We start from the raw sequence: 25,444 nt of genomic DNA, 5'->3' as shown, positions 1-25,444 counted from the left end.
CGGTTTCCGTAACGATTCAACATAATAATCAGTAAGCTATGAAAACAAAAACAATCGGTTTTATTGGTGGCGGCAATATGGCAACCAGTCTAATCAGCGGCTTGATTGCCAGTGGTCATTCACCGCAGCAGATCTGGGTGTCGGATACCGCGCCCGCCACCTTGCAGGCTCATGCCGATCAAATGCATGTAAACGTTTCCACCAGCAATGAATCAGTGGTTAACGAAGTCGAAGTAGTGGTACTGGCAGTTAAACCACAAATTCTGCGTGATGTTGCTTTGCAAATTGCACCTAGCCTAAAACAAAAAAACGTGCTCGTGGTATCGATTGCCGCCGGCATTTCCCAGCAAAGCCTGTCGCAATGGTTGGGCAACGAGGTTGCTATCGTGCGCTGCATGCCAAACACACCGGCACTGGTGCAAACCGGTGCGACAGCATTGCACGCCAACACCAATGTTGATGACGAACAAAAAGATCTGGCCGAAAATATTTTACGCGCTGTCGGTTTGGCACTATGGGTCAATGACGAAAGCCAACTCGACGCTGTGACAGCCGTCTCCGGCAGTGGACCGGCTTATTTTTTCCTGTTGATGGAAGCGATGGAAAAAGCCGCCCTGGAATTGGGCCTGGATGAACATTCCGCCAGACTGCTGATTCAACAAACCGCGTTGGGTGCCGCCAAAATTGCCTTGGAATCGGCCGAATCGCCCGCCCAATTACGCGCCAGAGTAACTTCGCCTGGCGGCACCACTCAACGAGCCATAGAAACATTTGTACAAAACGGTTTCGTCGAACTGGTTGCCAAAGCCTTGCATGCCGCCAGAGACCGTTCGATTGAAATGTCAAAACAACTGGGAGCCAACTAATGGGCAGCAATTATATGACCGACCCGATAGTGTTCCTGATCGACACGCTGTTTTCGTTGTATATTTTGGCGGTCGCCTTGCGTTTCTTGTTGCAATGGACCCAGGCCGATTTTTACAACCCGGTATCGCAATTTCTGGTGAAGATCACCCACCCGCCGTTGCGAATCATGCGCCGTTTTATTCCTGCCATCGGCCGTATAGACAGCTCGTCTTTAGTGCTGGCATTGCTGCTGCAAATGGTCGCCAACTTTTCGATACTAGCCATTAAGGGCCTATCGGTAAGCTTTGTCGCATTGACGCTATTGTCGCTTACCGATTTGTTGAAAATGCTGATCGACATTTTCGTTTACGCCATTTTTGCCAGCGCCATCCTCAGCTGGTTCGCTCGCGGCAGCTATGGCTCTGCCTCGTCGATTTTGTACAGCTTGACCGATCCACTATTGAACGTGTGCCGTAAAGTACTACCGGACTTGGGCGGCATTGATTTATCACCCTTGGTCGCGCTAGTGTTACTGCAATTGGCAAAAATGATGATATTGCCGCCCCTGCATCAATTGGTCAGCCTACTGGGCTGAGCATCAACCGACATCCCCATGCCACACGCCGCCATCAAAAGAACGCTAATTCTCGTTCTAGCCTTGCTGTTTGCAATGGATGAAGCGGCGTTTGCAAAGAAAATGTATCGCTGGGTGGATGAAAACGGTAACGTCTATTTTTCCGACCAAGTGCCTCCCGACCAAGTACAACACAAGCGGGAAACATTGAGCGAGAAAGCCCGCGTGCTCGACGTGCTGGAAAAAGCCAAAACCGCCGAGCAAATTGTTCAACAAAAGCGGCTGGACGCATTACGTAAGGAACAGGAAAAAATTATCGCCAAGCAAAATGCCAACGACAAAGTCTTGTTAAGCACTTTTCGTAGCATCGACGATATGAATAAAGCCCTAAGCAATAAAATGGCGTCCTTGGATGCCGGGCGAAAAGTTATTGAAGGCAATATAGAACGCCTTGAGCAGCAATTACAGCAACAACAGCAGCAAGCCGCCAATCTCGAACGTGGTGGCAGCAAAATTCCGCCAAAATTACTGACTGATATTGCCACCAGCAAACAACAGATAGACGCCGGCAAACAAGACCTTGCGCGCCACCAACAAGACCAACAAAACAGCGAAAAAGAATTCAAAGCCGACATAGCCCGTTTTCAATTTCTCACCCAAGCCAACAACAGCGACGGCAAACCCGGCAACGGAGATAATTTAGCCGCCAGTAACGCCAGCAACGAACTCGGCTTGTTTGTTTGTCAAGATACAGCGCAATGCGAAAAAGCCTGGAAAATCGCCGGAGAGTTTGTCGCGACGCACTCCACCACCGGCCAAGACGTGGAAAGCGAGAAACTGATCATGCGCGCAGCCCCACAAAAAGACGACGATTTGAGTCTGTCGGTGTCGCTGCTGGAACGTAATAACAACCTACAGATATTTCTGGATATCCGCTGCCGCCAATCCAGCATGGGCAACGAATTATGTTCAGGAGCAAAGGCTCAGAGCATTCGCCAGGCCTTTGCCCCTTTTATTCAATCCAGCTTAGCGGCGCAGCAATAAAGTACCGACGCCCTGATTGGTGAAGAGCTCCAGCAACACCGCGTGATCGACTCGGCCGTCTATGATATGCACGCTAGTCACGCCGCCTTTCAGCGCATCGGTCGCGCAGCGGGTTTTCGGAATCATCCCGCCGGAAATCGTACCGTCGGCAATCAAATTGTCGATGTCTATTAGCGTCAATCCGGTCAGTAAATTGCCCTGCTTATCCATAATGCCGGGAATATTGGTCAACAACATCAGCTTTTCAGCCTTTAGCACTTCCGCAACCTTGCCGGCCACCAGATCGGCGTTGATGTTGTAGGAGTGCCCATCCTTACCCACCCCAATCGGCGCGATCACCGGAATAAAGTCGCTGTTACCCAGCATTTCCACCACTGCGGGATCGATACTGCTGACTTCGCCGACATGGCCCAGATCGATGATTTCCGGCGCATCGTCCAAGGTCGCGCCGGCCTTGGTCATGTTGATTTTTCGAGCATGGATAAAATTACCGTCCTTGCCGGTCAACCCTACCGCTTTGCCGCCCTGCATATTGATCATATTCACGATCTCTTTATTCACCAAGCCACCTAGCACCATTTCCACCACGTCCATGGTTTCGCTGTCGGTGACGCGCATACCATCAATAAACTCCGAGGTTTTACCCAGGCGTTTTAACAAATCGCCAATTTGCGGCCCACCGCCATGCACAACGATAGGGTTGATACCCACCAGCTTCATCAACACAATATCGCGGGCGAAACTGTGTTTCAACGCATCGTCGACCATTGCATTGCCGCCGAATTTAATGACAACAGTTTTGCCCTTGAATTTTTGAATATAAGGCAAGGCTTCGATAAGAACGTGGGCAATCTGGTGCGCGGTTTTGTCTTTCATGTTCGCTAACAATTAAAAAGGTAGTTTGATATCGGGTTTAATTTGCAGCATCAGCTGCCTGAATTGAGTTTGAATACGCTGCATTGCGTCCTGGCTATCCGCTTCGAAACGCACGGTCAACACCGGCGTGGTATTGGAAGCTCTAACCAAACCCCAGCCGTCGGTAAATTCGACGCGCATGCCGTCGATATTAATAATCTTGCCGTCTTTAAATTTGGCCTGGCTGAATAGCTGTTCTACGAAACGTACACCTTCGCCTTCGGCCATCGGCACATGCAGTTCCGGTGTGTTGATACTGTCCGGCAGTTCGGCAAACACATCGCTACTACTACGCATATCGCCGGACAGAATTTCGATCAACCGCGCCGCCGCGTATAAGGCATCGTCGAAACCAAACCATCGATCATTAAAGAAAATATGCCCGCTCATTTCACCCGCCAGCGCCGCTGCAGTTTCCTTGAGCTTGGCTTTCATTAAAGAATGGCCGCTTTTCCACATTAACGGCCGGCCGCCGCGCTTAACGATTTGATCATGCAAATGCCGGGAGCATTTCACATCGTAAATAATTTCCGCGCCCGGTTTATTGGCCAATACATCGCGGGCATACAGCATCATTTGCCGGTCCGGCCAGATAATTTTACCGCCGGAATCAACCACCCCTATCCTATCGCCGTCGCCGTCGAAAGCCACCCCGACGTCAGCGTCATAATGCTGCACTGCCTTGATCAGATCGGCCAGATTTTCCGGCTTGCTGGGGTCGGGGTGATGATTAGGGAAGTTGCCGTCGATCTCGCAATACAGCTCAATCACCTCACACCCCATCGTGCGCAGTAAAATCGGCGCCAACTGTCCGGCGGCACCATTGCCGCAATCGATAGCCACTTTCATGGGCCTAACCAAATGCACATCGTCGGAGATCATGCCGATATATTCGTTGCTGAATAAGCTATTCAGCTCTATTGAGCCAGGCGCTCCGGCGCTAAAATCGCCGGCTTCGATGCGCTTTTTAAGTTGTTGAATCTTGTCGCCGGATAAGGTTTCACCGTTCAAAACCAGTTTTAGGCCGTTATAGTCGGCCGGATTGTGGCTACCGGTAATCATCACGCCACTACGGCCTTCGCTGTGCTGGGTAACAAAATACAGCAGTGGTGTCGGTACCAGGCCAATGTTAAGTACATCACAACCGGCCTCGGTAATGCCCTTTGCCAGCGCGTCCGACAGACCCGGACTAGAGAGGCGCCCGTCCCTACCCATCACAATAGTCTTGATATTCAGCTGTCTGGCCTCGCTAGCTAAAGCCCGGCCGATATTTTGCACTGTTTCCGCCGTCAAACCACGCCCAACTATGCCGCGAATATCGTACGTACGGAAAATATCGGCAAAAGACTCGCCCGCCGTTGGCGCAACGGTCGGCATCGCGACGGGTGCAGATTTCTCGGCGGGAGCAGCAGCACTAAGCGGCGCCTGCTCGGCCATGCTAATAGACGCCGTGCCCAAGCTGACCGGCACACTGGCATAGTGTTCGGCTGTTTTAGGTGGCTCTTCGAGAAAATCTATATCGAATGACTCATCGAAAAAGTCGTTTTCACCCAACTCTTCAGGCGCCTTACTCGGGGTTTTTTCTTGTTCCAGGATGCGCTTAAACTGCGCCAACGTAGAAATAATCGGCCGCATTTCGTCGAGTTGCACCGGATAGTGACCGACCTGCTTGCCGGTCATCATGTCCTTGGCGGCCTTTAAAATACTGCGTTGATCATGGTGCAGATAATCGGCCAATTTACGATAACCGACAAAAAACGCCAGGCACCCCAACAAGGTAGGGATTAGGATAATGCAGGAAAATAAAACGATGTCACCGGCATTGGTGCCACCACCGATGGAAAGCTCCAACAACCAGCGGCTGTTAGTCAGCGGCATCACTTGCGGTTCGTCGCCCTTCAATTCCGGCACGCCAGCGCTGGCCAATACGGCCTGTTCTTGCTTAATCTCCACATAACCATTGCTGACGGTAGTCTTGGTGATCAGCTGTTGCAACAAATCCGGCTTCAAACTAACCAAAATCACGCCAATCACCTGCTGATTTTGACTGACCGCAGCAGTCATAGCCAAATGCCGATGTTCACCCTCGCCTTGCACAAACGGCTTTTGCTTGGCGGTGAGTGTGGCGCGCACCATTTCCAAATCGGCAAAGCCCATATTCGGCACTTGGGTAAGATCGGGCTCACTGACCGTCGCCGGCAACAAGCGCACACGCATGGCTTGTGGAATCGTATTCTGTAGTCTGGTTGCAACGTTATCTAACGCCGTTTGATTGCGGCTATCGCTAGCAAGTACCGCCACCACATCCGGGGCCTGCGCCAGACCATCGATGACCCTCTGCAGCGTTTCGATCTGGCTGACGATGCTGACCGTCATACCGCTGGCAATGGCCGTGGTACTGGTTTGTTGGGTTTCCCTAACCTGAGCCGCCGAAAACCAATAGGCGCCGCCGCCGGCCAATAACACCATCAGCGCCGCGATGCCGGCCACTAAGCTAAATATGCGTCCCATCCGTCGCGGCTCCGCTTAATGCCGACCGCTGTGCCCGAAACCGCCGCTACCGCGATGGCTTTCGTCAAACTCGGCTACGCATTCGAATTCGGCCTGCACCACCGGCACGAACACCATTTGCGCAATGCGCTCACCGATCTCGACGGTAAAGGTGCTGTTGCCGCGATTCCAGCAAGAGATAAAAATCTGCCCCTGATAATCAGAGTCGATCAAACCCACCAAATTGCCCAATACAATACCGTGCTTGTGGCCGAGTCCGGAACGCGGCAACAATACTGCCGCCAAATGCGGGTCATCGATATGAATGGCCAGACCAGTGGGTATCAACGCGGTTTCACCCGGCAGCAAGGTCAAAGCCTGATCCAGGCAGGCCCGCAAATCCAGTCCCGCCGAACCGTGCGTGGCATAGGCGGGCAAAGCAATCTCCCGACCCAGGCGCGGATCAAGAATTTTTAACTGGATTTTTTTCATGCAATTTCTCGGCTATCAGTTTAAGTAGCTGTGCGGCTAAAGTATTTTTATCAGTCATCGGCAGAATTTGTTGACCACCTGGCCAAAATACTTGCAAGGCGTTGCGATCGCTCTCGAACCCGCCCTCAGTCTGTCCCACCCAATTTGCGGCAATCAGGTCCAGGTTTTTGCTTTGCAACTTATGTTTAGCATAATTTTCCAGATCGTCGGTTTCAGCGGCAAATCCCACCACTAAGGGTTTTGGCTGCAAATTGGCGACGGCGGTGATGATGTCCGGATTTTTTGCCAAGGGTATATTGCTGGTGTCGTCGCCTTTTTTTATCTTACGCTCAGCCAATTGTTGCGGCCGGTAATCTGCCACCGCCGCCGCGCCAATGTATATATCCGCCGTTCGGCTATGCGTTATCACCGCATCATACATTTGCAACGCAGTTTCCACAGGAATAAGTTTGGCTCCGGCTGGCACCGGCAAGCTCACCGGGCCGCTTACCAAGGTGACATTGGCGCCAGAGGACAAGGCTGCAGCCGCCAGGGCATAACCCATTTTGCCGGAACTGCGGTTAGTGATGTAACGCACCGGATCAAGCGGCTCGCGAGTCGGTCCCGCACTGATAACAATATTGACCCCCGCAAGCACACCGGGCTGCGTATGTTCCAGCAATTGCCGGCAAATATCGGCAGGCTCGACCATCCGTCCCAAGCCTTGCTCGCCGCAAGCCTGCTCTCCGGCCACCGGGCCGAGGCAATACACGCCATGACCTTGCAAGCGGGCAATGTTATCTTGCGTTACCGGTTTGCTCCACATCGCCTGATTCATTGCCGGCGCCACGAAAACCGGGCATTCCGCCGCAAGATACAAGGTAGACAGCAAATCGTCAGCCAGGCCATGCGCCATTTTTGCCAGCATATCGGCGGTCGCCGGCGCAATCAGCAGCAGGTCCGCCCAGCGGGCCAAATGAATATGGCTCATCGCCTGTTCTTGTTCGACATCCAGCAAATCGCTATGCACTGCATGGCCGCTCAAGGCCTGGAAGGTCAGCGGCGTGACAAACTGGCGGGCAGCCGCGGTCATCACCACGCGCACTTCATAGCCTTGCTTTCGCAACAAGCGCAGCAGTTCCGCCGCTTTATACGCCGCGATCCCGCCGCAAACCCCCAATAAAATTCGCTTGTTAATATTCGTCCCCAAAAGATCGATTTCTGGAATTATGGCAAACTCGACCCGATTCTTCTATGCTTAAATCTTTTATTAACGGCCAGGAGGAGTTGATGAGCATCAAAGATTGGCCAACCGACGAGCGCCCCCGCGAAAAACTGTTGCAACGCGGCGCTACCGCACTGACCGACGCCGAGCTGCTGGCAATTTTTCTCCGCACCGGCACGCCCGGCAAATCAGCGGTAGACATGGCCCGCGATTTGTTGAGCGAATACGGTTCCCTGCAGGCTTTGCTCGGCGCCGATCAACAGCGTTTTTGCCAGAGCAACGGTTTGGGTGAGGCTAAATACGCCCAGTTGCAAGCGGTGCTGGAAATGGCCCGTCGGCATTTTGCCGAGATTCTGCAACGCGGCAACGCCTTAACCAGCCCGGACATCACTCGGGCCTATCTTAGCGCCCAATTGCGCGGCTACAGTTACGAAGTATTCGCCTGCCTGTTTATGGACAATCAGCATCGGGTGATTCAATGGGAAGAATTGTTTCGCGGCACTATCGACGGCGCCAGCGTCTACCCGCGCGAAGTGGCCAAACGGGCCTTGTTTCATCATGCCGCTGCGGTCATTTTTGCGCACAACCATCCGTCCGGCATCAACGAACCTAGTCAGGCCGACAGACAAATTACCGATAAACTCAAACAGGCACTGGGCCTGTTTGACATCCGGGTACTGGACCATTTCATCGTCGGCGACGGCCAGCCATTTTCGTTCGCAGAACACGGCTTACTGTAATATTCGACAGTCTTTATTGGCTATCCTGACCAAGCAGCGGTTTATATTGACTCAACACCCGCTCAGCCAAACGCGAAAACGGCATGCTTTGGATCCACACCGAACCTGTACCTTTCAGCGTCGCCAGAAACAATCCTTCCCCACCGAACAGCATGCTTTTCAAACCGCCGCTCATGCCAATGTTGTAATCGATGTCACCGCTGAACGCCACCAGACAGCCGGTATCCAAGCGTAAGGTTTCGTTGCGCAATTCCTTGCGAATCACCGTGCCGCCGGCGTGAATAAAGGCCATGCCATCGCCGCGCAAGCGTTGCAGAATAAAGCCTTCGCCGCCGAAAAAGCCGCTGCCCAGGCGCTTGTTAAAGGCAATATCCACTTGGGTGCCGTAGGCGGCGGCCAAAAATGCCGACTTCTGGCAAATCACCTCTTCACCCAATTCAGCCATATTCAATGCCGCGATGGAACCCGGAAACGGCGCGGCAAAAGCCACCCGGCGTTTTTGCGCCCCGTGATTGGTAAAATGGGTCAAAAATACCGACTCGCCGGTCAGCATGCGTTTGCCTATGCCAAACAATTTATCCATCACACCGCCCGAGCCGTCACCCATCTTGGCTTCGAAGTCTATATCCTGCTCGAGGTAGGTCATCGCCCCCGCTTCGGCAATCACGGTTTCGTTGGGATCGAGTTCGACTTCGACCATTTGAATGTCATGACCAATAATCTGATAGTCAACTTGGTGGCAACGCATAACAACATCCTCTTGTTTGATTGAAAAATTAAACCCTGCCGGCATCACAACCGAGCTCAAAACACTCATAGCGGTTTCTACGGTGCTGTTTCAGCAGACACATAGCCTGTTCAGCTGTCCTAGTATGGCTTTCACCAAATTATTCATGCGCTACGCAATATACGCTCCGCCCGGCAGCGTAGCTTGCGGAAAACTGCCGTTGCGATACGCCGAAAAATACGCCAATATCCCACGCCGTCAATCAGCCCTAGTTTCCCGGATCAAGAACACCTTTGCTTGCAAAATGGCAATAGACCCCAGTTATTACCCGAATAGACGATGGAAATCAACACCAGCTATCTTACGAAACCGCTGACATTTATCTCGCTCGCCGGATACTGTATATCGGCCAGTGCTTTGGATGCCGGGCAATTGCTGAATGAACAGCAACGGACGCAGCCACCTAATCAGCCGCAACTTAACGAAATAGAACGGCCTGCACAGGAATTAAAGTTTGACGACGTGCAGGCAACGGACAAAATCAAAATTAAAACCATCCGTTTTCAAGGTGCGGAACACTTAAACCTTGATCCGCAACTATCGCAATGGGTGGCCGAGGCGATAGGCAAAGAACTAAGTTTTGCCCAGCTGCAGCAACTTGCTGAACACGTCACCCGACAATTACGCAACTCTGGTTATCTGCTTTCTAAAGCGTATCTGCCCAAACAAGACGTCACAGAAGGCGAAATCCAAATCAATATCCTCCAAGGCCAGGTCGATAAAGACGGCTTGACTATCAAAGGCGACGGCTTACGAATAAATGAATTGCGCTTGCAAGATGTCTTGCAACAAAGCGTTAGGGCCGGACAAGCCTTACGTAAAGATGAATTGGAGCGCTCCTTACTGTTGATTAACGACATGCCCGGCCTAAATGCGCAGGCCAGCTTAGGCGGCGGCACTGCGGCGGGCACATCCAAAGTGACGGTGAACATTAAAGAGGGCTCTTTGTTAACAGGCGGTGTTTGGAGCGATAATTTCGGCAACCGATATGCCGGGACATGGCGCGGTAACGGCCTACTGAATATCAACGATCCGTTAAGAATTGGCGACCAGCTAAGGTTAACCATGACCGGCTCGGAAGGCACCATGTTAGGCAGCGCCCGCTATACCGTACCGCTAACGGCAAACGGTCTGGGCATGGATCTGCATTACAGCAATCTGCAATACCATTTGCTGGACGGCTATTTTCCAGGCGCAAAATTTGCCGGGGAAGCCAATACCGTTGGCACGGGCTTTAGTTATCCGTTTATCCGCAGTCGGCAACCTAGCCTATGGGGAAGTGTCGGCTTCGACCATCGTGCCCTGCGCGACAATTGGTCGACAGGAAACCTTAGCGACAGGCAAATCAATGAAGCACTTGTCAGCTTAACCGCGAATACCCTGGATAGTTGGTTTGGCGGCGGCATCAGCAACGGCCGCATCGGCATGGTGGCGGGCGATTTAGACCGTAGCGACAATGCCGACGACTTATACAACGATCTACAAGGTCCGAAAACCCAAGGCGGTTTTGCCAAATTCACCTATATCCTGGCGCGATTGCAAAAACTTAACGAGCAATTTTCTCTGTACGGCGCCCTTAACGGCCAGCAAGCCAACGGCAATCTCGATTCTTCCGAAAAATTTATTTTAGGCGGTCCGGCCGGGGTTAGGGCTTATCCAATAGGTGAAGCCAGCGGCGACCACGGCTGGGTGATCAACACCGAACTACGCTGGGATCTGCCATATGCCACGCCTATCGGCAAACTGCAAATGCTCAGTTTTATCGATACCGGGCACATCACCCTGCATGACCACGCCTGGGCAAACGCCATCAATAACCTTAGCGGAAAAAACAATTACCAACTATCGGGCGGCGGCATCAGCATAAACCTGACCCAATATAACCGCTATCAAATCAGCGGCACCTGGGCCGCGCCTATCGGCGGCAATCCCGGCCGCACCGGCAATGACCGCAGCACAGCCAAAGATGCCGACGAAAACCGTTTTTGGCTACAAGCCATGCTCTGGTTTTAAGCGCAATGCGCATCGAATATATAGTCCCCGCCCGGCAATCTTTGCACTAAAATGAACGAATAATCTGGTGTGTTGAGCGGCTACGCCAAGCCGCACAAATGTAGGAGTTCATGACATGAATCACCTGTACAGACTCATCTGGAATTCTACCCGCAGCACCTGGATGGTGGCACCTGAAACGGCCAAAACCCGCAGTAAATGCAGCTCAAGTAAACTGAAGCCGTTTATTTTTACCTTGGGCGGATTGCTCTATGGCGGATCTGCATTGGCTTTAGACGCCGACGCCCTGCCTGGCGGCGGCCAGATTACCGGCGGCAGCGGCCGGATCAGCCAAACCGGCAATCAAATAGTTGTCTATCAAGATACCGACCGGATGAGCGCCAACTGGGACAGCTTTGACATCGGCCAAAATGCCAGCGTGCAATTCCAACAGCCATCTACTTCCAACGTCGCCTTAAATCGCGTGGTAGGCCAAAATGCCTCGGACATCCAGGGCAAGCTTGATGCGAATGGTCAGGTATACCTGATTAACCCCAATGGCGTGGTGTTTGGCAAAACCGCCCAAGTTAATGTCGGCGGCTTGGTGGCTTCCACCCTAGCCATCAGCGATGCCGACTTCAACGCCGGCATCGCCCGTTTCCACGGCGACAGCCAAGCCAAAATAGACAACCAGGGCCAAATCGTCGCCAACCATGGTGTAATTGCGTTGATCGCCGACCATGTGGACAACAGCGGCAGTATCCAGGCCGTAAACGGCGACGTGGTCCTGGCGGCAGGCAAAAAAGTCAGCCTGGATTTTAATGGCGACGGCCTGATCCAAGTTGAAGTCGACGGCAGCGACGTCCAAGCCCAAATCAACAATCGCGGTCTGGTGCAAGCCGATGGTGCCGTGGTGATGACCGCCAAAGCCGCCGGCGAATTGATCAACAGCGTGGTCAACAATGACGGCATCGTTCAAGCCCAAGCTTTGCAACACAAAAATGGGCGCATCCTTTTGGAAGGCGACGAGGTCCGCAACAGCGGCGAATTGACCGCTAGCGCTGAAAACGGCCAAGCTGAAATCAACATATCCGCCACCGACAGCATCAGCCACACCGGTACAGCTAGCGCCGTTGGCGCACAAACCGGCATCATGCTGGACAGCGGCAATGCCGGCAACACCCGCATCGATGGCAGCCTGGTTGCCAACAATGCCAACGGCAAAGGCGGCGACATCACCATCTTGGGCAAGAACATCCAATTGCAGCAGCACAGCCAACTGCAAGCTAAAGGTACAACCGGCGGCGGCAAGGTCTTGGTCGGCGGCGATTGGCAAGGCAGCGGATCGCTTCATCAGGCCAACACCGTAAAAATGGCAGCGGATGCCACGATTGACGCCAGCGCCACGCAAACCGGTGACGGTGGCGAGGTAGTGTTGTGGTCGGATGTCCTCAGCGCCGGCTCGACCACTGATGTGGAGGGCACGGTGTTGGCGCTAGGCGCGGGTGGCGGTGTGGGCGGGCGCATCGAAACCTCTGGCCATGCCCTCAATGTCGAAGGTAGCCGGATCAATGCCGGCGAGGGCGGCCTGTGGCTGCTGGATCCCTACAACGTCACCATCAGCAATGCCGGAGCCGACACGAACGGCAGCGGTGTCAGCACCAGCGCCGGGGGCACCTGGACGCCTAACGCCAGCGGCTCCACCATCAGTAACACTACGCTCAACGCGGCGCTCAACAACAGCCAGAACGTCACCATCACCACCACGGGCGGAGGGGCTGAAGCGGGCGACATCACTGTCAACGGCGCCGTCAGCAAGACGGCGGGCAGCAACGCCACGCTGACGCTAGCCGCCGACCGCAACATTGTGCTCAACGCCGGCATCTCGGCAACCAGCAGCGCGCTGGCCACCACACTTACGGCCTCGACCGGATCGCTCAGCGGCAGCGGGGCCATCAACACCAACGGCGGCTTGCTAAGCATCCAACAGGCCACGGCAGGAACCCTGTCCGGCGTCATTTCCGGCACCGGCGCACTGACCAAGGATGGCGCGGGCACACTCACACTCAGCTCCACCAACACCTATACCGGTGCCACCACCCTCAATGCGGGCGGCCTCACCATCAGCCAGCCGAGCGTTACCACCATTACCAGCACCGCATTCAATGTCAATGGCCCTTCAACACTGACATTCAATTCGGCGGGGCGGCTGGATTTTAGCGCGAATACGCAGATATCCTTTGACTCGGTGGGCGGTGGAACGGTCGATATCACGGGCGGCTCGGTCGGCGGAGGTGTCACCATGACTCCTGGCAATCTCAACATCACCACCCATGGTGGCGCTCAGGATTTGATCAAAAGTAGCAGCGGGATTGGCATAAATATCGACATGCATACGCTGACTCTCGATGTCGCCGCTGCGGGCGGCGGTCTGGCTGTGAGCGCTTTGTTGTGGAATTCCGGTGCATTGGTGAAGACTGGTGCCGGCGCCGCCAGCCTAACCGGCATCAACACCTATACCGGCGCGACAACAGTCAACGCAGGCACGCTGCAAATCGCCGGCACCGGTTCGCTCAATGCCGGCAACTATGCCGGCAATATATCCATTGCCTCCGGCGCGACGTTCGACGAGGCCGCCTCCGTTGCGCAAACCTTATCCGGCGTGGTTTCCGGCCTGGGAACGTTGACCAAAAGCGGCAGCAACACCCTGACGATGAGCGGCGCCAACACATACAGCGGCGGCACAACCGTCAGCGGCGGCACGCTCAAGGCGGGGATCGGTACGAGCGGCAGCGTCACCAACGGCCCATTTGGCACCGGCGTGGTGACTGTCAACTCTGGCGCTGCGGTGGATGTCAATGGCAAAACCATTGCCAACGCCTTTTCGCTCAGCGGCACCGGCGTCAGCAGTAGCGGCGCCCTCTACAACTCAACCAACACCGCAGCGACCCTGGCCGGCGCGCTGACACTCAACGCCGATGCGTTGATCCAATCCACCGCAGGCGCTGCCCTGACCCTTGGCGGTGCGATCAACGGTGCCCATGCTTTGACCGTTACCACCGCCGGCACGACAGATGCCGCCTACACCCAAAGCGGCGTGCTCGGCGGCACCAGCCCGCTGACCGCCTATACCGCCAATGCAGGCACTGCGGCAATCTCCCTGAATAGCGCGAGTACCGTTGCCGGACCGATCAGTATCTCCGGCGGCACAGTCAACCTCAATGCTAATCTGGTCAGCACCGGCGGCGGCAGTGGCACGATCAGCCTGGTATCCAGCGACAGCATTTTAGGGGCCAGCGGTACGCAGATTGCCAGTAATGGCGGCAACATCGTGCTGTCGGCCAACAGCGATGGCAGCAACGGCGGCGCCATCATGCTGGACCGGGTCACGGTGGCCAGCAGCGGCGGTAACATCACCTTGGGCGGCGGCAGCGACGGCACCGGCTATGCAGAAGGGTCGAGCACCTCGTATGGCGCCGGCTCACAGCGAGGCATCTGGTTCAGCCAGGTGACGCTGAATGCGGCAGGCGGCGACATCGCGCTGCGCGGCAAAGGCTGGCAAGGCGGCTCGGGCGTTCTCTCGCAATACTCCATCGGGATCGATATTGCCGGTCCCGTAGGCGCCTCAACCATCGCGACCAGTGGCAGCGGCAGCATCCATCTGGATGGCATCGGCGGCAAAAACTATGACGGCGGCACGCATGGCGTTGGCGTCAATTTCTACAACGCCGGCGCCACCAATACCATCAGCACGCAGGGGGGTGACATCGTCATCACCGGCACCGCAGGAACCGGCAGCGCCCGTCTTCACGCAGGCGTGAACTTTGATGGCGGGCCGGTCAGCATCTTTTCAAGCAGCGGCAACATCGCGCTCACCGGGATAGGCAGCAGCGGTGACACCGGCCTCCTGAACAGCCTCAGCACCGTACGCATCGGCGGCAACGGCAGCACCGTCACGAGCGGGAACGTTTTGCTACAAACCGACGGGCTGGTCACTAACGGCGGCTACACCACCATTGTTGAGGGGACCGGCACCCTGACCATTGCCCCAGCAACGACCGGAGCCACAATCGGTCTGGCCGGCGGCAGCGGCGCGTTGCAATTAGCGGGCAGTTTGTTCAGCGGCGGCTCGCGGGTATTCCAAGACGGCTTTTCCAACATCACCATAGGCAACGCCACTAGCGGCAACATCATCGTCGGCGGCGCGCTGGTATTTACCGATTCGGCCAATCTCGTCACCGGCGGCGACCTCACTATCAACGCCGCCTCATCCATCAGCGACGGCCAGTCCGGCGGCACGCTGGCGCTGGCGGCGACCGGCAACTTCATTAACAACGGCGGTGCAACAGCGGTGCAGACTACCGACGCCGGTTCGACCGACCGCTGGATTGTTTACAGCGCCCGCCCCTCACTCGATACTTTCGGCAGCCTGAACAGCAGCAACAAGGCAATCTGGGGACGGACTTACGCCACGCTTGCACCTGCGAGCGTCGGCAGCGGCAATCGTTATGTGTTCGCTAATGCAGCGGACGCGACCATCACCGCGACCACCACCGACGCCACCGCCAAGGTCTATGGGCAGACGGTGAACGTCTCCGGCAACGTAGGCTATACAGGCCTCGCACTGTCGAGCGCGGCGACCTACGGCAACCTCTACCTCGACAACGTGATCGGCGATGCCCTGAGCACACTACCTACGGTGAGTTCCACCGGCACGGTCAATACCGCCGACGTGGGCAGCTACGCGATCACCGCCGCCGCCGGCGTCGCCAACAGCGGCTACAGCATCGCCTACGTCAATAGCGGTACGCTGGACATCACGCCTAAGGCGCTGACGGTGACCTACAACGGTATAAACAAGGTCTATGACGGCAACACCCGTGCAACTGTCACGACTGGTGACAACCGCATCAGCGGCGACGCACTGACGATAAACTGGACTGCGGCATTTCAAGATAAAAATGTCGCTACCGGTAAACAAATCGACGTGACGGGCGTGAGCCTGAGTGGCGGAGATGCCGGCAACTACACCGTAGCCACCACCGGAATTACGAGTGCCGATATTACCCGACTCGATACCGTAACCTGGATTGGCGGCAGCACCGGCAACTGGTTTGATCCAGCCAACTGGGCTGGCGCGGCGGTGCCGGATTTCTCAAACGTCGCCAACGTCCTGATCCCTAGCGGCGTGACCGTCACTTTTGACAATACCCAAGTAGTCAGCCCGGCGGCAAACGGCACTGTCAATGTTGACGGTATCGGCTCCGCAGGCAGCCTCAGCATAAGCAACGGCACATTGAATGTCGGCAATGGCGGCCTCAGCCTGACCGACTATACCCAAACCGGCGGCGACCTGACCGACGCGGGTTCGTTCACCGTCACCCATGATTTCAACCAAACGGGCAGCGGCACGTTGACCGTAAGCGGCGACACCTACATTACCGACAGCAACGGCGGAGTGATGCTGGGTAACTTGACCAGCCTTGGGGCCTTGACCATCAACAGCACCGATGGCGGCATCAGCCAACACGCTGGTACCGGTGTTGTTAACTATGGCACGACCGCTCTCTCTGCACAACAAGGCCAGCAGCCGGCCGATATTATTTTGGTCAACCCCGGCAATAACTTCGTTAACGTGATTGCCAGAGGTAGACGTCTGGACTTGGCCGACGTGGATGGCTTTAAGCTGGGTCAACTCAATGCAGTCAATTTTGCCACGCTGTTTGGAGGCACAGCCTTGCTGGATAATCAAGTGGAGGCCGTCCGTAGCAGTATTATCGTACCGCCAGTTAGTGACTACATCGCTATCATGCCAACCAGCGCCTTAAGGCAAAGTGCGGAATTAATCACCATAGACCCTGCCCAGGCATTGCCAGGTTTGGCGAATGACGTCATTTTCTTAGGCACGCCAGACAGCTCTGCACTTGTTTCTTTCACTACCAGTGCGCAAGGCTTGACACTAGCATCGCCGGAAACGGGCACACCGGAGCCGGAGACCACAAGAGTTAACTTGTCGGTTGATATTTTTAACGACTTGGGCACCAGTCAACGGCTGAATTGCACCCTGGCGGATTACAAAGGCGTCTTAACCATCCATAAGCTGGAAGCCGCCAGCAAGCCAACAACGATGCATAGCGATGCCATGGTCAGCCAGACGAGTACTGCCACCATCCAACTGGCGGGTGATCATCAGCTTGAATTGAAAATCAGCTTGACCGGGGACGATGCCTTGTCTATGCAACTGGCAAATAGTTCGGCAGAATTAAGCCGTGAACAGATTATTTTATTGGGTTTGGCCGCAGCTAAGCAGAGTTTCCATAAGACCATTGCCGATTTTTCCGGACTGGCGATTTATCTTGGCACATCCGAAGAAACTCGCTTTTGATTGGCACAATGGTTTCAGCGCTTCGGCCCAGGCGATACGGCGCGCGCCGTAACATTCCAGCTCGCTATGGAAAATAGCCGGATTTTGGCCCGTGAGGCAAGCATAGGCTCGCAAGCACCACCCCATTAGTGCCTTGCGAAATTTTGAATGAGATAACGGGAGCAGCTAACCGTTGAGGCAGGCCTTATTTAGCGGACTAATAAGCCAGCAAATTCACCAAAATCTGTTGGTAAATCCGGCTTAAAACTTCCAACTCGTCCAGACCGATATGTTCGTTAACCTTATGGATGCTGGCGTTCAAGGGTCCCAGCTCGATGACTTGCGCACCGGTCGGCGCGATGAAACGACCGTCGGAGGTACCGCCGCCGGTATCGTCCAAAGTCTGGAATCCGCAGACGCTTTCGATCGCCGCATGGGTAGCGTCGATTAATTCGCCTTGCGAGGTCAGGAATGGATTGCCGGACAAGCGCCATTGCAGATCGTATTTAAAGCCGTGTTTGTCCAGAATTGTCTCGGTGCGCGCCTTGATGGTGGCTTCGTCTAATTCGGTACAAAAACGCAGATTAAACTGCACTTCCACTTGGCTGGGAATGATGTTTTCCGCGCCGGTGCCGCCGTTGATGTTCGATACCTGCAAGCGGGTCGGCGGGAAAAATTGATTGCCGTGATCCCACACTTCTTCAGTCAATTCCTGCAAGGCCGGCGCGAAAGTGTGAATCGGATTTTCCGCCAATTCCGGATACGCCACGTGACCTTGAATCCCCAGCACGGTCAGCTTGGCGCATAAGGAGCCGCGCCGACCGACGCGAATCACGTCGCCGATTTTTTGGTCGCTGGACGGCTCGCCGACCAGGCACCAATCGATCTTTTCACCACGTTGTTCCAGCACCTCGACAACCTTGACGACACCGTGGGTGGCAATGCCTTCCTCGTCGCTGGTCATCATGATGGCTATCGAGCCTTTATGCTGCGGATGTTCCGCCACAAAGCGCTCCACAGCGGTGACAAACGCGGCAATGCCGCCTTTCATGTCCGCCGCGCCACGGCCGTAAAGCTTGCCGTCGCGGATGGTTGGTTCGAACGGCGGCGAATCCCAAGCCGTCAAGGGCCCGGTTGGCACCACATCGGTGTGCCCCAGAAACACGAACAGCGGCGATAGTTGCCCCTTACGCAGCCATAGGTTTTGGGTATCGGCAAAGTGCAGTCGCTCGTCAATAAAGCCAAGCTTGGTCAAACGCTCCGCCAGCAGATCCTGACAGCCGGCGTCTTGGGGGGTCACCGACTCGCGACGAATCAGGTCTTCTAACAGGGAAAGGGTTTCGCTCATGATTCGGTCGGATACTGATCGGGGTTAAAGCCGACGATCAGTTGCTGTCCATTATCCAGAATCGGGCGCTTGATCAAGGTCGGCACAGCCAGCATGAGTTGCATGGCTTTGTCGGGAGTTAAATCGGATTTTTGGGCGTCGTCCAACTGGCGCCAGCTGGTACTGCGCTGGTTAAGCACGGCATCCACGCCCAGCGCATCGACAAAACCTTGCAGCAAAGCCGCATCCAGTCCATCGATTCGATAGTCGTGGAAGCGGTAGGCAATTTGCCGCGCTTCCAGCCAAGTCCGCGCCTTTTTGACGCTATCGCAGTTTTTGATGCCGTAAACTACGATCATGCAGTATTAGCCTTCTTCGCCGGCCAACAATTCTTCGATGCTGGGCAGCAATTCGTCGGCTTTGGCGCGCGCTTTGTATACATCGACGAATTCCATGAAAGCTTGCTCCAAATCCTCCAGCACTTCTTCCTCGTCGGTCACTTCGTCTTCCGGGATCTCTCCGGATTCCAGATAATCTTTTTGGATAGCGATCTCGCCGTTCAAGGACAGCAGGGCAAGGATTAGGGCATTATTAGAAATATTTTCTGGCATGATGTGCTCGCAGGTTAAGATTGAAGAGAAAAACGGGGCCGGCAAAGCGGCGTTAAAATCAGGTGCGCGGATGCAGCGTATCGAAAGGGTTCGCATTCATGCTGTCTGGCCTCCTTGGAACTAATACAAACATTGTAACGCATAGCGGCTAATCCTTGCCATGCGTTAACGCACCGCCTCGAACAGCATTCAACCGCCTGGCTTTCCCTTTTTGTGACTCGCAAGCGCTAGCTTACCAGCTCCATTTTCAAATACATCGGTCGGCTCCGAAAATTCACAACCGGACAAAGCCCGCCACCTCAACACTTTCAGCGGGCGAGGTTGATTGACCCAATTAGCTAATCAATCTAAGCGCTTAAAGCCGTTTCAACTGTATGCGCGTTGTTAACGCCGGCAGCCAACTTCTGCTTGAAAAATGCAGACAGGCCAGGTTTTTCGAAGTAACAGTCACTTGCCAATGCTCGTCTCGAAAAAAAGTAAGCTTTAAATTGACATTGTCCAGCACCAACACCTCATCAAGCCAAAACGAGCCGTAGGGGACGCCAAGCGAACGTACCGCCAAGACATTGAGCTGGCTACCCAACAAGATTATCTCCGTAGCTTCTTCAAACGGGCAATCCCAATCGCAAATTAACAAATACTCATCGGCCGAGGTTTTAAATTGATGCAACAGCCGGTAGCCGGGCACATAACTTGAAGTAGCTAAACCGTTTATCAGCAATTGCGTGCGCAGTGGCCAGTCTTGATATTCTCCGGCATGACTTTTCAAGGAAAAAATTTCAATTGCCTGCATCAAATCGACCTGGAAAAAACGAGTTTGCGAATTGATTTTCTGATAGTCGATAGTCTAACAAATTGGCGCTAATTTTTAGTCTATTGGATACATCGCTTTGCCGACACCTCGGCAAGGCACACCGAAATCCGCCATTTTCTCAGCCCCGTTGTTTACAATAGCCGCCAAAGCGTTTTTTTAACCGAGCAACCCGCTCAATGCAGCTCACTTGCTACACATGCAACGGAGCTCGCCGCACCCCACACCGTAAAACCATTCAAGTACAGGATACATTTTCCCAAATGAAATTCACCGACACAGGTACCTTAATCAATTGGCAATTAGACGACATCAATATTATCCATCCGTTACACGACAAACAAGATGGCGGTTCGCGCGGCGGCGTCTACCTGTGCATCCCCAATTTTGAAGAATTATCGCCGCCTTTCGCGCTTAAACACGGCGAATATCGCATAACGCCCTGTGACAGCGATTTACCGCATCAAAAAAACCTGTCCGCGCCAGCCGATGTGAATTGGGGCTCCGTCGAAGTGATTACCGACTGGCAAGAGCTGACAGAAGCCAACAGCAAAACCCTGACCGTCAGCACCCGGATTCGCGCGGTGTCGGAGACCGCCTTGGTACGACCAGGTTTTCACCCGTATTTCTCGGTGACGCCGAACAGTGTTCTCGACATCGAGGGCACACGGGTCGATGTGTCTGCTCTGCCGCATGACAGCATGCGACCTTATCCGGTGGTATCGCCGAGCGACCCGGTCAAACTGAGTACAGAAGAATTTACCGCAACTATGACCTGCGAGATCAACCCTGTCACGCAGCCAATCGCAATGGCATTTGGGGTCTGGAGCGATAAAAAAGCGGAGTATGTCTGTATCGAGCCGGTCATCGGCAAACAACCCGGCCCGGACGGCCTGCCTACACCGTTGACCTTGCAACAGGATGAGGAGTTGGTGATGGTGTTTACGATTCGGGCAGAGAGATTGAAGTGCGCAGGCACATTGCCAAATTCTAATTAGCGCTACAGCGTCGCCGGTCGAACAAACTAAAAAAACGAGCGTATAAACATTAGCGCGACAGCAGAAAGCAGTGTCGATAAGGCTGCAATTGCCATGCTGGGTTTGAAGTCCAGACCAAGGCTTATCTTGTACCCCAGCGCATAGGCTGCAAAAAAGCCTAATGAAAAAATGAGTGAACCCACGCCAGAAAACTCAATAGTAGTCCCAGTGCCGGCTAGAGAAGAAACTAACCAAAGGACTGCGAGAATGGGGAGAATCAATGAAAGAGCAACTGCTTTAAAGGCTTCACCAAAAGAAATATCGAACCCTGTCATCAATTTTGTACTGTAGCGGACAACAGTAGGTATCAGAATCAGGATGGAGCCGGTGATTAACGTCACATTTAGGGGCGCCCAAATTATGAAAATTAAACCTGCAAGCGTGAGTAACAAATAAAACATGGGAATCCTTTAATTTGTCAGAGTATTAGTGTCATGTAAGCCGGCATGTACTTCGAGAGTAACTTAGCCGCATGAAATACTAGCGCTTATTTTCCGTCCCATTAAATTTTCTTCCTGCGGCCATATTGCGCGGCAGAGACTGGTCCACCGCGCAACAAATCAAGAATCAATCCCGCAACAACTCGTTAATCCCGGTTTTGCTACGAGTTTTCTCGTCAACTTGCTTGATAATCACCGCGCAATACAGGCTGTGGCTGCCGTCTTTGGATGGCAAGTTGCCGGAGACGACTACGGAACCGGCCGGGATGCGACCGTAGGTCACTTCGCCGGTCATGCGGTTGAAGATCTTGGTGCTTTGGCCGATGTAGACGCCCATCGACACCACACAGTTGTCTTCGACGATGACGCCTTCGACGATTTCGGAGCGGGCGCCGATGAAGCAGTTGTCGCCGATGATGGTGGGATTGGCTTGCAGCGGTTCCAGTACGCCGCCGATACCCACGCCGCCGGACAAATGCACGTTTTTACCGATTTGCGCGCAAGAGCCCACGGTTACCCAGGTGTCGACCATCGTGCCGCTGTCGACGTAAGCGCCGATGTTGACATAAGACGGCATCAAGATCGCGCCGGGCGCAATGTAGGAACCGTAACGGGCTACCGCATTTGGCACTACACGAACGCCAGCTTGAGCAAAATCGGCTTCGCTGTATTGACCATATTTGGTCGGTACTTTGTCGTAATAACGCACATCGCCGCTCTCGATGACTTTGTTTTCGTTGATGCGGAACGACAGCAACACGGCTTTTTTCAGCCACTGATTGGTCACCCAATCGCCGTCTTTTTTCTCGGCGACGCGAGCTTCGCCTTTGTCGAGCATATTCAAGACTTCGGCGACCGCGTTGCGAACTTCAGTAGAGACAGTGGACGGGCTGATTTCGGCGCGGTTTTCAAACGCGTCGTTAATGATGGTTTCCAGATTTGACATGATTTCTCGGGGTTAAGTTGAAATAATGTAGGCTGGGTAGAAGCGATAGCGTAAACCCAGCTTGAAGCTCTCCACGCTGGGTTTCGCTACGCTCTACCCAGCCTACGAAAGACTATTGATAAAGGTTTTAATCCGCTGCGCGGCCTCGACACATTCCTCGATCGGCGCAACCAAGGCAATGCGCACATGGTTAGCGCCGGGGTTTATGCCGCCGCTATCGCGCGACAGATAACTACCCGGCAACACGGTAATGTTTTGCTGGGCAAATAATTGTTTAGCAAACTCAGCGTCATCAATCGGCGTCTTCAGCCAAATATAAAAACTGGCCGGCGGCCGGCTGATTTCGCAGACGTCCTGCAAAATGTCGATAAAGGCCGAGAACTTTTCCCGGTACAACTGGCGATTGTGCTTGACGTGCTCCTCGTCGTTCCAGGCGGCGATACTGGCATGCTGGGTCGGCACTGGCATGGGGCAACCGTGATACGTTCGATACTTGAAATACTGCTTCAACACTTCGGCATCGCCGGCCACGAAACCGGAACGCAAGCCGGGCGCGTTGGAACGCTTGGACAAACTTTGAAAGATCACGCAGCGTTTGAAATCGGTGTTGCCAGCCTGATAAGCGCTTTGCAACAAGCCTTGCGGCGGATTGGCTTCGTCATCGTAGAGTTCGGTATAACACTCGTCAGAAGCGATGACGAAATCGTACTTTTCAGCCAAGGCCAACAATTTCAAATGCTCGGCTGGCGACAGCACTGTGCCGGTCGGATTGCCGGGCGAGCAAATAAAGATCAACTGGCAACGTTGCCAGATGGCTTCCGGCACGCTGTCGAAATCCGGCAGGTAGCCATTTTCTTCCGTCGTGTTCAGATAATAAAGTTCGGCACCGGCCAACAAAGCCGCACCTTCGTAAATCTGATAAAACGGATTGGGCATGATCACCACCGGCTTGTCGACGGGATCGACCACGGCTTGCGCCAGCGAAAACAAGGCTTCGCGGGTGCCGTTGACCGGCAGCACCTGGGTCTCGGCATCGACACCACCAACAGGAATACCAAAACGACGGCAAGTCCAGTCGGCTATGGCCTGGCGCAGTTCCGGCAAGCCTTTAGTGGTGGGATACTGGGTCAAACCGTGCAAGTGCTGGAGCAAGGCTTCCTGGATGAAGTGCGGGGTGGTGTGTTTCGGTTCACCGATCGACAGCGCGATATGCGCTTTGTCGGTCGGCGGCGTTATGCCTTGTTTCAGCGTAGCAAGCTTTTCAAACGGGTACGGATGCAGTTGAGATAAATGCGGATTCATTATTTAGTGCAACGCGGTTGTCTGCCGGCACCCCAGGCTTGTTGCTGTAGCTGGACGGCTTTACTCATATTTTGATTCAAATTATCGATACGGCTACCATGCGAGGGATGGGTAGACATAAACTCGATAGGCTGGCCGCCTTGTGAGGCTTTGTCCATTTTCAACCATAAATTAACGCTCTGGCGCGGATCGAAACCAGCTTTGGCCATTAAATCCAAGCCAATGGTGTCGGCTTCGGTCTCGTGAACCCGGCTAAACGGCAAAATCACCCCATATTGCGCACCTACACCCAACAAGCCCAATGCGGTTTGACCCAACGCGGTTTGCGGCTGGGAAACGGCTTGCACCATCGACAAACCGGTGCTGACGGCGGTTTCCTGCGATAAACGTTCGTTACTGTGACGCGCCAATACGTGACCCACTTCGTGGCCGATGACAGCCGCCAGTTGATCCTGGTTATCCACCAGATTGATCAGACCGGTGTGCACGCCTATTTTATTGCCGGGTAACGCGAAAGCATTCAGGGTCTCGTCTTCGAATACCACGACCTCCCACTGGCCGCCGGTCTGCTGGGTAATGGCCTGAGCAACGCAACTGGCAAACTGACTGTAACGACTGTTTTGACTGATGGGGTTTTTACTTTTCATGTCACTAAAGGACTGCAAACCCATTTGATCGACCTGATTATCCGACATGTAAATAAACTGCGAGCGACCAGTCGGACTGGTAGCGCAAGCGTTCAACAATAGGGAAACAGCCGCAGAAAGAAGGAGTTTTTTCAACATGGCGATAACATCCGCAAGGAAAAGAAGCGGCATTTTAGCTTAACTTGTCGGCCGGAGTTAAAAGCTTTTTGATGGGTCCACCCGGCCAACTCAGACCATACGGACAAGAGTGAACTTAGGCTATTTGTAGATTTGCGCTAAGCAGGATAGACGCCACCCAACGACCATGTCTATGCAAAAACCGCGTGAACATCCTTGATAGCGAATCCCGCAGGCATAAAACCTCAGGGGCTTGTGGGGGGTTCTAACCATTGCAAAAGCTGCTGCAAACAAAACAGCGTCGCCTGCTGCCTTATCGACTGTCTGTCGCCGCTGAATTGTTTTTGCAAGCAAACGCCTACAGCGCCGCGTGCTTGCCAAGCAATAAATACGGTTCCCACCGGCTTTGTCGGCGTACCTCCATCCGGCCCGGCAATGCCGGTGACGGCTAGGGCCACATCGGCATGGCTATGCGTCAAAGCGCCGGCCACCATTTCCAAAGCAGCCTCTTCGCTGACCGCGCCCACTTTCGCCAAGGTCTCCGGCTTAACGCCCAGCATGTCGATTTTGGCGTCATTACTGTAGGTGACGAAACCGCGATCAAACCAGCCGGAACTGCCCGGCACGTCGGTAATGGCCTTGGCTATGCCCCCGCCCGTGCATGATTCCGCCAGGGCTAGGCGTAAATCCAGCGTTTTTAAACGGGTACCGAGCGCTTCGGCGAGTAGATAAATTGGATCATGCATGGCAATCCGATT

21 protein-coding genes are annotated in these 25,444 nt (G+C 54.2%); 7 read left to right on the top strand and 14 right to left on the bottom strand.

The genetic code is table 11. The features are described from left to right. The first annotated feature begins 38 nt into the window (after positions 1 to 38). Genes proC through EBA_RS02265 form a run of 3 tightly spaced genes read left to right on the top strand, consistent with a single transcriptional unit; the run spans position 39 to position 2,464 of the window. On the top strand, positions 39 to 866 hold the full coding sequence (gene proC, locus EBA_RS02275; RefSeq protein ID WP_192372841.1) for a pyrroline-5-carboxylate reductase: 828 nt from the start codon (positions 39 to 41) through the stop codon (positions 864 to 866). Further along, the gene (locus EBA_RS02270) at positions 866 to 1,441 is read left to right on the top strand and encodes a YggT family protein (RefSeq protein WP_192372839.1); all 576 of its coding nucleotides are present in this window, start codon (positions 866 to 868) and stop codon (positions 1,439 to 1,441) included. Before proC ends, EBA_RS02270 begins: the two co-directional genes overlap by 1 nt. An 18-nt stretch (positions 1,442 to 1,459) precedes the next feature. Continuing rightward, positions 1,460 to 2,464 carry a DUF4124 domain-containing protein gene (locus tag EBA_RS02265; protein ID WP_192372837.1) on the top strand — a complete coding sequence of 335 codons (1,005 nt, stop codon included), beginning with the start codon at positions 1,460 to 1,462 and terminating at the stop codon, positions 2,462 to 2,464. Here the strand turns inward: EBA_RS02265 and argB are convergent. From argB to coaBC, 4 genes are read right to left on the bottom strand one after another with little or no spacing between them, the layout of a single operon-like run. After that, positions 2,447 to 3,340: an acetylglutamate kinase gene (argB, locus tag EBA_RS02260; RefSeq protein WP_192372835.1), complete on the bottom strand. Its 894-nt coding sequence runs from the start codon at positions 3,338 to 3,340 to the stop codon at positions 2,447 to 2,449. The two genes, EBA_RS02265 and argB, sit on opposite strands and share 18 nt — an antisense overlap. 12 nt (positions 3,341 to 3,352) lie before the next feature. Continuing rightward, positions 3,353 to 5,890, bottom strand: a complete 2,538-nt coding sequence (locus EBA_RS02255) for a phosphomannomutase/phosphoglucomutase (protein ID WP_192372833.1) — start codon at positions 5,888 to 5,890, stop codon at positions 3,353 to 3,355. 15 nt (positions 5,891 to 5,905) lie between these two features. Beyond that, positions 5,906 to 6,361 (bottom strand): dUTP diphosphatase, encoded by a 456-nt coding sequence (gene dut / locus EBA_RS02250; RefSeq protein WP_192372830.1) that lies wholly within the window; start codon positions 6,359 to 6,361, stop codon positions 5,906 to 5,908. Continuing rightward, positions 6,333 to 7,550: a bifunctional phosphopantothenoylcysteine decarboxylase/phosphopantothenate--cysteine ligase CoaBC gene (coaBC, locus tag EBA_RS02245; RefSeq protein ID WP_225615862.1), complete on the bottom strand. Its 1,218-nt coding sequence runs from the start codon at positions 7,548 to 7,550 to the stop codon at positions 6,333 to 6,335. Before coaBC ends, dut begins: the two co-directional genes overlap by 29 nt. Before the next feature lie 80 nt (positions 7,551 to 7,630). Between coaBC and radC the strand changes: the two genes are divergently transcribed. After that, the gene (gene radC / locus EBA_RS02240) at positions 7,631 to 8,305 is read left to right on the top strand and encodes a RadC family protein (RefSeq protein WP_192372828.1); all 675 of its coding nucleotides are present in this window, start codon (positions 7,631 to 7,633) and stop codon (positions 8,303 to 8,305) included. Positions 8,306 to 8,318: 13 nt separating this feature from the next. Here the strand turns inward: radC and EBA_RS02235 are convergent, their stop codons facing one another. Then, a complete protein-coding gene (locus EBA_RS02235) occupies positions 8,319 to 9,122 on the bottom strand; it encodes a TIGR00266 family protein (protein ID WP_225615859.1) in 804 nt (267 codons plus the stop codon). A gap of 249 nt (positions 9,123 to 9,371) precedes the next feature. On the opposite strand from EBA_RS02235, the gene EBA_RS02230 reads away from it, so the two are divergent. Both EBA_RS02230 and EBA_RS02225 read left to right on the top strand, forming a co-directional pair. Continuing rightward, the gene (locus EBA_RS02230) at positions 9,372 to 11,105 is read left to right on the top strand and encodes a ShlB/FhaC/HecB family hemolysin secretion/activation protein (RefSeq protein WP_192372825.1); all 1,734 of its coding nucleotides are present in this window, start codon (positions 9,372 to 9,374) and stop codon (positions 11,103 to 11,105) included. A gap of 115 nt (positions 11,106 to 11,220) precedes the next feature. Next, positions 11,221 to 17,469 carry a two-partner secretion domain-containing protein gene (locus tag EBA_RS02225; RefSeq protein ID WP_192372823.1) on the top strand — a complete coding sequence of 2,083 codons (6,249 nt, stop codon included), beginning with the start codon at positions 11,221 to 11,223 and terminating at the stop codon, positions 17,467 to 17,469. Positions 17,470 to 17,665: 196 nt separating this feature from the next. Here the strand turns inward: EBA_RS02225 and dapE are convergent, their stop codons facing one another. The 4 genes from dapE to EBA_RS02205 all read right to left on the bottom strand — a co-directional run bounded on the left by dapE (position 17,666) and on the right by EBA_RS02205 (position 20,179). After that, a complete protein-coding gene (gene dapE, locus EBA_RS02220; RefSeq protein WP_192372821.1) occupies positions 17,666 to 18,796 on the bottom strand; it encodes a succinyl-diaminopimelate desuccinylase in 1,131 nt (376 codons plus the stop codon). Next, the gene (locus tag EBA_RS02215; RefSeq protein ID WP_192372819.1) at positions 18,793 to 19,134 is read right to left on the bottom strand and encodes an ArsC family reductase; all 342 of its coding nucleotides are present in this window, start codon (positions 19,132 to 19,134) and stop codon (positions 18,793 to 18,795) included. The genes dapE and EBA_RS02215 overlap by 4 nt, the downstream gene beginning before the upstream one ends. 6 nt (positions 19,135 to 19,140) lie before the next feature. Then, positions 19,141 to 19,386: a hypothetical protein gene (locus tag EBA_RS02210; protein ID WP_192372817.1), complete on the bottom strand. Its 246-nt coding sequence runs from the start codon at positions 19,384 to 19,386 to the stop codon at positions 19,141 to 19,143. A 355-nt stretch (positions 19,387 to 19,741) separates the two neighbouring features. Continuing rightward, entirely contained in the window at positions 19,742 to 20,179 is a 438-nt protein-coding gene (locus EBA_RS02205; protein ID WP_192372815.1) for a hypothetical protein, read from the bottom strand. 281 nt (positions 20,180 to 20,460) lie between these two features. Between EBA_RS02205 and EBA_RS02200 the strand changes: the two genes are divergently transcribed. Further along, positions 20,461 to 21,195, top strand: coding sequence for an aldose epimerase family protein (locus EBA_RS02200; protein ID WP_192372813.1), 735 nt, complete (start codon positions 20,461 to 20,463; stop codon positions 21,193 to 21,195). Between the two features lie 26 nt (positions 21,196 to 21,221). On the opposite strand, the gene EBA_RS02195 is transcribed toward EBA_RS02200, so the two are convergent. From EBA_RS02195 to EBA_RS02175, 5 genes are all read right to left on the bottom strand, one after another. Beyond that, on the bottom strand, positions 21,222 to 21,635 hold the full coding sequence (locus EBA_RS02195) for a hypothetical protein (RefSeq protein ID WP_192372811.1): 414 nt from the start codon (positions 21,633 to 21,635) through the stop codon (positions 21,222 to 21,224). 166 nt (positions 21,636 to 21,801) lie between these two features. After that, positions 21,802 to 22,620: a 2,3,4,5-tetrahydropyridine-2,6-dicarboxylate N-succinyltransferase gene (gene dapD, locus EBA_RS02190; RefSeq protein ID WP_192372809.1), complete on the bottom strand. Its 819-nt coding sequence runs from the start codon at positions 22,618 to 22,620 to the stop codon at positions 21,802 to 21,804. 102 nt (positions 22,621 to 22,722) lie between these two features. After that, complete coding sequence (dapC, locus tag EBA_RS02185) at positions 22,723 to 23,922, bottom strand: succinyldiaminopimelate transaminase (protein WP_192372807.1); 1,200 nt, start codon at positions 23,920 to 23,922, stop codon at positions 22,723 to 22,725. Next, the gene (locus EBA_RS02180) at positions 23,922 to 24,707 is read right to left on the bottom strand and encodes a M48 family metallopeptidase (protein WP_192372805.1); all 786 of its coding nucleotides are present in this window, start codon (positions 24,705 to 24,707) and stop codon (positions 23,922 to 23,924) included. Before EBA_RS02180 ends, dapC begins: the two co-directional genes overlap by 1 nt. 224 nt (positions 24,708 to 24,931) lie before the next feature. Further along, on the bottom strand, positions 24,932 to 25,432 hold the full coding sequence (locus EBA_RS02175; RefSeq protein WP_192372803.1) for a CinA family protein: 501 nt from the start codon (positions 25,430 to 25,432) through the stop codon (positions 24,932 to 24,934). Positions 25,433 to 25,444 lie beyond the last annotated feature (12 nt).

It is taken from the genome of Methylomonas albis, assembly GCF_014850955.1.
Taxonomy (GTDB): Bacteria; Pseudomonadota; Gammaproteobacteria; order Methylococcales; family Methylomonadaceae; genus Methylomonas; species Methylomonas albis.
This window is presented reverse-complemented; position numbering and strand designations above follow the sequence as displayed.

Bases quoted from the DNA above. Each gene is read 5' to 3' on its own strand.
- dut (WP_192372830.1), bottom strand. From the start codon at position 6,361: ATGAAAAAAATCCAGTTAAAAATTCTTGATCCGCGCCTGGGTCGGGAG.
- radC (WP_192372828.1), top strand. From the start codon at position 7,631: ATGAGCATCAAAGATTGGCCAACCGACGAGCGCCCCCGCGAAAAACTG.
- EBA_RS02210 (WP_192372817.1), bottom strand. From the start codon at position 19,386: ATGCCAGAAAATATTTCTAATAATGCCCTAATCCTTGCCCTGCTGTCC.
- EBA_RS02175 (WP_192372803.1), bottom strand. From the start codon at position 25,432: ATGCATGATCCAATTTATCTACTCGCCGAAGCGCTCGGTACCCGTTTA.
- EBA_RS02230 (WP_192372825.1), top strand. From the start codon at position 9,372: ATGGAAATCAACACCAGCTATCTTACGAAACCGCTGACATTTATCTCG.
- dapC (WP_192372807.1), bottom strand. From the start codon at position 23,922: ATGAATCCGCATTTATCTCAACTGCATCCGTACCCGTTTGAAAAGCTT.
- argB (WP_192372835.1), bottom strand. From the start codon at position 3,340: ATGAAAGACAAAACCGCGCACCAGATTGCCCACGTTCTTATCGAAGCC.
- proC (WP_192372841.1), top strand. From the start codon at position 39: ATGAAAACAAAAACAATCGGTTTTATTGGTGGCGGCAATATGGCAACC.
- EBA_RS02215 (WP_192372819.1), bottom strand. From the start codon at position 19,134: ATGATCGTAGTTTACGGCATCAAAAACTGCGATAGCGTCAAAAAGGCG.
- EBA_RS02270 (WP_192372839.1), top strand. From the start codon at position 866: ATGGGCAGCAATTATATGACCGACCCGATAGTGTTCCTGATCGACACG.
- EBA_RS02205 (WP_192372815.1), bottom strand. From the start codon at position 20,179: ATGCAGGCAATTGAAATTTTTTCCTTGAAAAGTCATGCCGGAGAATAT.
- EBA_RS02195 (WP_192372811.1), bottom strand. From the start codon at position 21,635: ATGTTTTATTTGTTACTCACGCTTGCAGGTTTAATTTTCATAATTTGG.
- EBA_RS02255 (WP_192372833.1), bottom strand. From the start codon at position 5,890: ATGGGACGCATATTTAGCTTAGTGGCCGGCATCGCGGCGCTGATGGTG.
- EBA_RS02235 (WP_225615859.1), bottom strand. From the start codon at position 9,122: ATGAGTGTTTTGAGCTCGGTTGTGATGCCGGCAGGGTTTAATTTTTCA.
- EBA_RS02265 (WP_192372837.1), top strand. From the start codon at position 1,460: ATGCCACACGCCGCCATCAAAAGAACGCTAATTCTCGTTCTAGCCTTG.
- EBA_RS02200 (WP_192372813.1), top strand. From the start codon at position 20,461: ATGAAATTCACCGACACAGGTACCTTAATCAATTGGCAATTAGACGAC.
- dapE (WP_192372821.1), bottom strand. From the start codon at position 18,796: ATGAGCGAAACCCTTTCCCTGTTAGAAGACCTGATTCGTCGCGAGTCG.
- EBA_RS02225 (WP_192372823.1), top strand. From the start codon at position 11,221: ATGAATCACCTGTACAGACTCATCTGGAATTCTACCCGCAGCACCTGG.
- dapD (WP_192372809.1), bottom strand. From the start codon at position 22,620: ATGTCAAATCTGGAAACCATCATTAACGACGCGTTTGAAAACCGCGCC.
- EBA_RS02180 (WP_192372805.1), bottom strand. From the start codon at position 24,707: ATGTTGAAAAAACTCCTTCTTTCTGCGGCTGTTTCCCTATTGTTGAAC.